At 58.6% G+C, this 8,205-nt stretch carries 7 protein-coding genes; 2 read left to right on the top strand and 5 right to left on the bottom strand.

The window, feature by feature from the left end:
- Window positions 1–179: 179 nt before the first annotated feature.
- The 3 genes from dnaK to hrcA all read right to left on the bottom strand — a co-directional run bounded on the left by dnaK (window position 180) and on the right by hrcA (window position 3,834).
- The gene (dnaK, locus tag WC370_11205; GenBank protein ID MFA5310029.1) at window positions 180–2,114 is read right to left on the bottom strand and encodes a molecular chaperone DnaK; all 1,935 of its coding nucleotides are present in this window, start codon (window positions 2,112–2,114) and stop codon (window positions 180–182) included.
- Between the two features lie 89 nt (window positions 2,115–2,203).
- Window positions 2,204–2,770: a nucleotide exchange factor GrpE gene (locus WC370_11210; protein ID MFA5310030.1), complete on the bottom strand. Its 567-nt coding sequence runs from the start codon at window positions 2,768–2,770 to the stop codon at window positions 2,204–2,206.
- 23 nt (window positions 2,771–2,793) lie between these two features.
- Window positions 2,794–3,834 (bottom strand): heat-inducible transcriptional repressor HrcA, encoded by a 1,041-nt coding sequence (gene hrcA / locus WC370_11215; protein ID MFA5310031.1) that lies wholly within the window; start codon window positions 3,832–3,834, stop codon window positions 2,794–2,796.
- A gap of 421 nt (window positions 3,835–4,255) precedes the next feature.
- Between hrcA and WC370_11220 the strand changes: the two genes are divergently transcribed.
- The gene (locus WC370_11220) at window positions 4,256–4,888 is read left to right on the top strand and encodes an MBL fold metallo-hydrolase (protein ID MFA5310032.1); all 633 of its coding nucleotides are present in this window, start codon (window positions 4,256–4,258) and stop codon (window positions 4,886–4,888) included.
- Between the two features lie 13 nt (window positions 4,889–4,901).
- Here the strand turns inward: WC370_11220 and WC370_11225 are convergent, their stop codons facing one another.
- Complete coding sequence (locus tag WC370_11225) at window positions 4,902–5,639, bottom strand: alpha/beta fold hydrolase (protein ID MFA5310033.1); 738 nt, start codon at window positions 5,637–5,639, stop codon at window positions 4,902–4,904.
- Window positions 5,629–6,534, bottom strand: a complete 906-nt coding sequence (locus tag WC370_11230) for a selenium metabolism-associated LysR family transcriptional regulator (GenBank protein ID MFA5310034.1) — start codon at window positions 6,532–6,534, stop codon at window positions 5,629–5,631. Before WC370_11230 ends, WC370_11225 begins: the two co-directional genes overlap by 11 nt.
- A gap of 132 nt (window positions 6,535–6,666) precedes the next feature.
- On the opposite strand from WC370_11230, the gene WC370_11235 reads away from it, so the two are divergent.
- Window positions 6,667–7,944 carry a double-cubane-cluster-containing anaerobic reductase gene (locus WC370_11235; protein MFA5310035.1) on the top strand — a complete coding sequence of 426 codons (1,278 nt, stop codon included), beginning with the start codon at window positions 6,667–6,669 and terminating at the stop codon, window positions 7,942–7,944.
- The last annotated feature ends 261 nt before the right edge of the window (window positions 7,945–8,205 follow it).

Consider the following 8,205-nt stretch of genomic DNA (forward strand, 5'->3'; position numbering starts at 1 on the left):
CTTCCTGATGTCTTCTACTACCGTTTGTTTAAACTTCCCGGTATACGGTTTCCCTTTTGGCATAAAAATACACCCCTAAAGTTATTTCCAGCATATCATACTGTCCAACTTTAGGGGTGCAGTTCACTTAAGGCCCCCCTCCACTGAAAACTGATAACTGTAAACTGTCTACTCTCCCCCTACACCTCTCTGAACTCGCCCTCTACCGTCCCCTCGTCTTTACCGCCCTCGCCTCCCGGGGGAGGCGGCGGTTGCTGTCCGCCGGGGGGCGGCGGCTGGGCGCCGGGCGGGGGCTGCTGCGCCTGGTAGACCGCCTGGCCTATCTTCTGCATCGTTTCATTCAAAGCCTGCGTGGCGCTCTTGATTGTCTCGACGTTCGCGCCCTGCAAGGCGCTCTTGACCGCGGCTATCTTGGTTTCCGCCTCGGTATTGAGGTCGGCGGGAATCTTGTCCTTGTTGTCCCGCAGCGTTTTTTCCGCCTGGTAAGCGGCGGTATCCGCCATGTTCTTGGTTTCTATTTCCTCGCGCCGCTTGATATCCTCGGCGGCGTGCGCCTCCGCCTCTTTCTGCATCTTGCCCACCTCGTCCTTGGAGAGGCCGCTGGAGGCGGTGATGGTTATCTTCTGCTCCTTGCCGGTGCCTTTGTCCTGCGCCCGCACGTTAAGGATGCCGTTGGCGTCGAGGTCGAAGGTGACCTCGATTTGCGGCATGCCGCGCGGGGCGGGCAGAATGCCGTCCAGCATGAACCTGCCCAGCGTCCGGTTATCGGTCGCCATGGGCCGCTCGCCCTGGAGGATGTGTATCTCCACGCTCGGCTGGCTGTCCGCCGCCGTGCTGAATATCTGGCTTTTGGCGGTGGGGATGGTGGTGTTGCGGGGGATAAGGGGAGTGGCCACGCCGCCCAGGGTTTCTATGCCCAGCGTTAAAGGCGTTACGTCCAGTAAAAGCACGTCCTTGACCTCGCCCCTGAGCACGCCGGCCTGGATGGCCGCGCCGATGGCTACCACCTCGTCCGGGTTGACGCTCTTGTTGGGGTCCTTGCCGAAGTACTGCTTTACCTTGTCCTGCACCAGCGGCATGCGCGTCTGCCCGCCGACGAGTATTACCTCGTCGATCTGGGCGGTCGTCTTGCCGGCGTCGGTCAATGCCTGTTTGCACGGGCCGATGGTCTTTTCCACCAGGTCCATCACCAGCTGTTCGAGCTTGGCGCGGGTCAGCGCTATGTTGAGGTGCTTGGGGCCGCTGGCGTCCGCGGTGATAAACGGCAGGTTCACGTCTGTCTGCTGCACGCTGGAAAGCTCTACCTTGGCTTTTTCCGCGGCTTCCTTGAGACGCTGTAAAGCCGTCTTGTCCTGGCTTAAATCTATGCCCTGGTCTTTCTTGAACTCGGCCACCAGCCAGTCCATGATGCGCTGGTCGAAGTCCTCGCCGCCCAGGTGGGTATCGCCGTTGGTGGACTTTACCTGGAAGGTGCCTTCGCCCAGCTCCAGGATGGAAATATCGAAAGTTCCGCCGCCGAGGTCGTACACGGCCACCGTCTCGTCGGTCTTTTTATCCAGCCCGTAGGCCAGTGCCGCGGCGGTAGGCTCGTTGATGATTCTGAGCACGTTCAGCCCGGCGATGGCCCCGGCGTCCTTGGTGGCCTGCCGCTGGGCGTCGTTAAAATAGGCCGGCACGGTGACGACCGCGTCCGTGACTTTCTCCCCGAGATAAGCCTCCGCGTCCGCCTTTAGTTTCTGTAAAATCATGGCGGATATTTCCGGCGGACTGTACTCTTTGCCGCCCATCAGCACCCGCACGTCGTTATTGGGCGCCCTGGTGACTTTATAGGTCTTGCGCTTGGCGTCCTCTTCCACCGGCAGCTCGCGCCCGGCCGGTTCGCCCCATTTCCGCCCCATGAAGCGCTTGATGGCGTAGATGGTGTTTTCCGGGTTGACGATAGCCTGCCGTTTGGCTATCTGCCCCACCAGCCGCTCCCCGTTTTTATTTACCGCCACCACCGAAGGGAACAATCGGCTCCCCTCGGAGCTGGTGATTACCGTCGGTTCGCCGCCTTCCAGTACCGCCACCTCGCTGAAAGTAGTCCCTAAATCGATGCCTACTGCTTTAGCCATTTACTCTGCCTCCTTAGTCTCATCCGTGAATATCATGTGATAAATTTCATGAAAAAGATGTGACAAATATCAAATATTTATTTTTTTATTTAGTCAATGTCATCTTCGCCGACCGTATCCTCGGTTTCTTCCTCGCCCTTGCCCACGATGACGCGGGCGGGACGGAGCAGCTTGTCATGCAGGGTGTACCCCTTTTGAATCTCGGAAATGACCATGCCCTCTTTGCCTTTTTCCTGCCTTAATGCCTCGTGCAGGTTGGGGTCGAAGTCCATGCCCAGGGCGCAGATGGGCTTTACCCCCTGCCCCTCCAGGATGGTCTTGAACTTGCGCTCCACCAGCTTTACGCCTTCCACCCAGCCGCTCTGCGCGTATTCCTCCGGCACGGCGTTGAGGGCGCGCTCCAGGTCATCCAGCACCGGCAGGATATTGCAGTAAAGCGTGGAGTTGGCGTACTGGCTGAACTCCTGTCTTTCCTGCTCGGAGCGGCGCTTGAAGTTAATGAAGTCCGCCTGCGTCCGCTGCCAGGCGGTCAGGTATTCCTCGGCTTTTTGCTTCGCCTCGGCCAGCGCCTGTTCCAGGTCCGGCGTCTCTTCCGGCGCGGTCTCCCGGGGCATATCTTTATTCTTCTGTGTTTCTTCCGGGTCTTTTGGTTTCATAATCAGGCCCCGTAATAATTTATTTAGCTGGGTTCACTGCGGGTTTCTTTACCGTACAGGCCGCCCATCAGCTGGCTGAGCACCGAGGAAAGGTAATAGACCGTGGGTATCGTATGGGAATAGGGCATCCGGGTGGGCCCCACCACCGCGATGGTCCCGGAGACTTCCTCCGGCAGGCCGTAGCGGGCAATTACCACGCTGCAGTTGTGGATGGCCTCGAACTGGTTTTCCTTGCCGATGATGACGTGGACGCCCGGCTGCACCAGGCTGGTCGGGGCGATTACTTTAAGCAGGCCGCGCCGCTCGAACAGCTCCATCAATGTGCGCATCTGGCCGCTGTGGGCGAACTCCGGCTGGCCGAGCATGAAGTGCCAGCCTTCCAGGTACGGCTCCTGGTACTCTTTGCTGTCTTCCACGCGCATGATATCCACCAGGTAGACGGCCGCCTGTTTTTCAAACGGCGTCAGCTCCACTTTGCTTTCCGCTATCTGGCGGCTGGTCAGGCCGCTGAAAATGCCGTTAAGCTTGGCGCTGAGCAGGGAAAGGGCCGCCTGCGCCGCCGGCTCGTCAAAGGTTATCAGTTTTTGCTTGACCACGGCCCCGTCCAGCACCACCACCGCCAGAGCATTGGCGTCCTGCACGGCGATGAACTCCAGGTGCTTTAGTTTGCAGTCGGTGGACTTGGGCAAACTGACCACGGCCACGTTCTGGGTAAGCTTGGCCAGCAGCGTGGCGGTGAGGCTGACCCAGGCCTCCACCTCTTTCTCCACCTGGTGGAAGGTGTGGCTGATTAAATACTGCTCCTCGCGGGGCAGGGTAATGCTGTTTTCAATCGACTCCACGTAAAAGCGGTAGCCCCTGTCGGAAGGGATACACCCGGCGGAGGTGTGGGGCCGGATGAGATAGCCCTCTTTTTCCAGGCTGGCCATCTCGTTGCGGATGGTAGCCGGGCTTACCCCGAGGTTGGCCCTGTCCGCCACCACCTGGGATGGCACCGGCACCGCGTCGGTGATGTACTGCGCCACTATATAATTGAGTATTATGCCGCCCCTGGAAGTTATCATTTCAATCTCCGTTAGCAGTCTCCATGACCGACTGCTAATACTATTAATCTATCACCTCGGGGGGCGTTTGTCAAGGGTTTTTATAGCCGTAATCTCCCTTTTTCATCCCCCCGTCACTTTCCCCTTCCCCCCAACTATCAACTGTAAACTGTTAACTCCCTCTTACCCCTTTAAAACTTGCAACTCGCAGAAGGGCCGCCAGGTAATCCACCGACTTTTGTTAAGTTATCATTCCGTGCCTGACACGGAATCCAGCGGCGGGAAAAGGGGTGGATTCCAGCCTTCGCTGGAATGACATTTCCAGGTGTTGTTGTGGCAGCCGTCCATCACAACAATCCCTTCCCCCTTCCCTCTTCCCCCTAATCCCTAATTTCTCCCCCCTCTCCTTGACCCCCCAGCCTCTATATGTTAAATTGTAAACGTGGACATTACCTGGTTAGGACATTCCTGTTTCCGCATCAGAGGCAGTCAGGCCGTCATCGTTACGGACCCGTTTCCGCCGGACACCGGCTATACGCTGGGTAAAATCACCGCGGACATCGTGACCGTCAGCCACCCGCACCCTTCCCACTCGTTCCAGGAAGGCATTAACGGGGAGCACCGGCTGGTCAAAGGCCCCGGTGAGTATGAGATGAACGGCGTCCTGATGCTGGGCCTGACCACCTATCACGACTCCATCAAGGGGCAGGCCAAGGGGAAGAATACCATCTACCTGATGGAAGTGGACACCGTGGCTATCTGTCACCTCGGCGATATCGGCCACGTGATAAGCGACGCGCAGGTGGAGGAGCTGGGCAACGTGGATATCCTGATGGTGCCGGTGGGCGGCGTTTCCACCATTAACGCCTCCATGGCCGCGGAGACCGTCCGCAAGCTGGAGCCTAAGATTGTCCTGCCCATGCACTACAAGACGGATAAGACCACCCGGGAGCTGGAGCCGCTGGAAAACTTCCTCAAGGAAATGGGCGTTAGCCAGGCGGAGCCCAAGCCCAAGCTTACCGTCAGCAAGTCCAACCTGCCGCTGACCACCCAGGTGGTGGTGCTTACGGTCTAGCCCCCCGCCCCCCTCAATCGCGGTCCAGAAAATCCAGCAGTATCCGGTTGAACCGGCTGTTATCTTTTTGTTTGAACGGCGCGTGCCCGTAGCCCGGTATTATCTCCAGCCTCGCGCCCGGAATCAGCTTTTCCGCCCGGCGCGCCCCCGCCAGCGGCATGTAAGGGTCGAACCCTTTCCAGATGAGCAGCGTGGGCACTTTCAAATTCTGCAAAGCCGGGGTGCCCGCGTAGTTGTAGTCGTCCCCCTCCCGCGCCAGGAAGCGGGGAAACGGCTGGGTCTTGCCCGTCATGGTGCGCAGTAAGGCGAACCCGCTGAAAAGCGCCCTCCCCAGCGGCGATATCTTGCCCAGCCCGGTGGAGTCTATCAGCACGAGTTTTTTTATCTGTTCCGGCCGGGCGCCGGCCGCGTCCAGGCATACCCTCCCCCCTAAGGAGTGCCCTATCAGCACGGGGTTTTGTATCTGCAAAGCGTCCATGAAGTCCAGCAGAAAGTCCCGGAAGTCCGGCAGGTAGTAGCCCTTTTCGTCCCGCTCGCTCTCCCCGAAGCCGATGAGGTCCGGCGCGTAAAAGGTGAAGCGGTCTTTGAATGCGGACATAAAATCCAGCCAGTCGCGGGCATCGCTGGCGCCGCCGTGCGCCAGCACCACGGCCGGCCCGGAACCTGTCTTGAAGTAATGCGCGCGGCGGCCTTTTACTTCGAGCCGCCGGCTTTGCATACCGGCGCGTACGGGGTCATCGCTAGCGTCCATCGTGCGCCGTTTCGATATGAAGGTAGTTGATAAATCCCTCGAGCAGCCGGGAGACTATCCTCTCCGGCCGGTAAACGCAGAAAAAGTCGCGCGTCAGGCGCAGCCCCTTCACGCCCACCCGGGTGACCGCGCCCTGGGCCATGCAGTTTTTCACCGCCAGGCTGGAAACGAAGGCGATGCCCGCCCCCGCCGCCACCGCGGAGACCACCGACTGCGTGCTGCCCAGCACCATGTTGGGCGTCCATTTGCCGGTGGGGATGCCGGCCTGGGCCAGCAGGTTTTCCAGGCTGCGCTGCGTGCCGGAGGTAGCCTCGCGGAAGATAAGCGGCTCGCCCTCTATTTCATCCGGCGTAACCTCGCTCTTGCGGGCGAAGGGGTGGCCGGGGAAAACAATCAGCACTATTTCATCGCCGCCTATTTTAAAGGACGCCAGGTCTTTGCCCTCCGGCGGCACGCCGCAGAAGCCTATCTCGCAGGTGTTGTCCCGCACCCGCCCGATAACCGTCAGCGAATCGGAAACGTCCAGCCGGATATTCACCGCCGGGTAGCGTTTTTTAAACACCGCCAGCAGCGGCGGCAGCAGGAACTCGCCGGGAATGGTGCTGGCCGCTATGTGCAGGTCGCCGGAAACGTCGTCGCGCATGTGGTCCAGGTCTATAATCAGGCTTTCCCGCTCGGAGGCCACGCTCTCCGCGAAGCGCAGCAGCCGCTGCCCGGCCTGGGTCAGCGTAATCGTCCGCTGGCTGCGGTCGATGAGGCGCACCCCCAGCTCCTGTTCCAGTTTTTGGACCTGGAAAGATACCGCCGGCTGGCTGATGCCCAGTTGCCGGGCAACTTCTGAAAAGCTGCCCAGCCGCACTATTTCATGGAAAGTCTTTAGCTGGTCCGTATTCATATCACAAAACTATAAAAATTATTTATCTTATGCTAATATATTACTTATTGATATATTTAGCAAGGTCTGATATATTTAATCAGGTTAATTTTATCTCATTAAAGTCTGATAAACAAGAAAGGAGTTTTTCATATGGCTGATGGCAATGTAGAAATGTGGGAGGAATTGGGTATCGACCTCAAGACCCATGACGTCCTGATGAACGCCCTGGGTCCTATGTTCCAGGATATCTATCTGTCCCAGCAGAACCGCCCCGCCGGCATGGGCTTTTACGACTTCGTGGTGGGGGACATCCACGGCATCCGCGTGAAGGAACTGCGGGAGCACAGCAAGAAGGGCGGCAAGGTGGTAGCCACTTACTGCGTGTTCGTGCCGGAAGAGCTGGTCTGGGCGGCGGGGGGTATACCGGTAGGATTATGCGCCGGCACCCAGTTTTCCGTACCCGCGGCGGAGGCCGTGCTGCCCCGCAATACCTGCGCCCTCATCAAGTCTTCGTTCGGGTTTAAAATTGCGAAAATCTGCCCTTACGTGCAGGCCAGCGACCTCATCGTCGGCGAGACCACCTGCGACGGCAAGAAGAAAATGTTTGAAATCCTCAACGAGTACCACCCGGTTTACGTCATGGAAGTTCCCAATAAAAAGACGGAAAAAAGCCGCGCCCTCTGGCTGGAAGAAGTCAGGGCTTTCCGGGACAAGATAGAGGAGCTTACCGGCAATAAAATCACCGCGGAAAATCTGAAAAAGGCCATAGACCTGGTCAACGCCCGCCGCCTGGCTTTACAGCGGCTTTACAATCTGCGCAAGGCCAGCCCGACGCCCATCAGCGGCAAGGACGCTTTACTGGCTACCCAGGTATCTTTTTACGATGACGCCGCCCGCGATACCCAGATGCTAAGCACCCTCTGCGACGAGCTGGACAAGCGCGTGGCCGCCGGCGAGGGCGTGGCCTCGGCCGATGCCCCCCGCATCCTCGTCTCCGGCAACCCCATGGCTATCCCCAACTGGAAGCTGCACCACCTCATCGAGACCGCCGGGGCGGTGGTCGTTTGCGAGGAGTCCTGCACCGGCACCCGCTTTTTCTCCGACCTCGTGGAGCCGGTCAAAGGCGGTCTGGACGATATGCTGAAGGCCGTGGCCGACCGCTATATGCATATCCACTGCGCCTGCTTCACCCCTAACGAGGACCGCCTGGATGATATCGTCCGGCTGGCCAAAGAGTATAACGTGGACGGCGTGATTCACTATAATCTCCAGTTCTGCCACACCTATGCCACGGAAGCGGTACAGGTGGAAAAGCGGCTGGAAAAAGAAGGCATACCCCTGCTGCGGGTGGAGACGGACTACTCCGACGAGGACGCCGGCCAGCTCAAGAGCCGCATTGAAGCCTTCCTGGAGATGGTCAAGAAATAATGCGTCCTTTCCCCTTATCCCCTCCCTTGATAGGAGAGGGCAGGCCTGCCTTGAGCGCGGCCAAAGGGGTAAGGAAAAAAGGTTCCCCCTTCCATCCCCATCATCCCTCTCCCCGCCCGCGGGGAGAGGGACAGAGGGTACAGACCGGGTACAATGGTAACAAAATAGACCGGGCACATGGGTTACAGATAAGGTATTGGTGGAGGTGCGCCGATGCCTTGGAAAGAGACCTGTGCCATGGATGAGAAAGTGCAAATGATT

The organism is Dehalococcoidales bacterium, assembly GCA_041652735.1.
Taxonomy (GTDB): domain Bacteria; phylum Chloroflexota; class Dehalococcoidia; order Dehalococcoidales; family RBG-16-60-22; genus RBG-13-51-18.

Coding starts and splice junctions, on each gene's coding strand:
- dnaK (MFA5310029.1), bottom strand. CDS start 2,114: ATGGCTAAAGCAGTAGGCATCGATTTAGGGACTACTTTCAGCGAGGTG.
- WC370_11210 (MFA5310030.1), bottom strand. CDS start 2,770: ATGAAACCAAAAGACCCGGAAGAAACACAGAAGAATAAAGATATGCCC.
- hrcA (MFA5310031.1), bottom strand. CDS start 3,834: ATGATAACTTCCAGGGGCGGCATAATACTCAATTATATAGTGGCGCAG.
- WC370_11225 (MFA5310033.1), bottom strand. CDS start 5,639: ATGGACGCTAGCGATGACCCCGTACGCGCCGGTATGCAAAGCCGGCGG.
- WC370_11230 (MFA5310034.1), bottom strand. CDS start 6,534: ATGAATACGGACCAGCTAAAGACTTTCCATGAAATAGTGCGGCTGGGC.
- WC370_11235 (MFA5310035.1), top strand. CDS start 6,667: ATGGCTGATGGCAATGTAGAAATGTGGGAGGAATTGGGTATCGACCTC.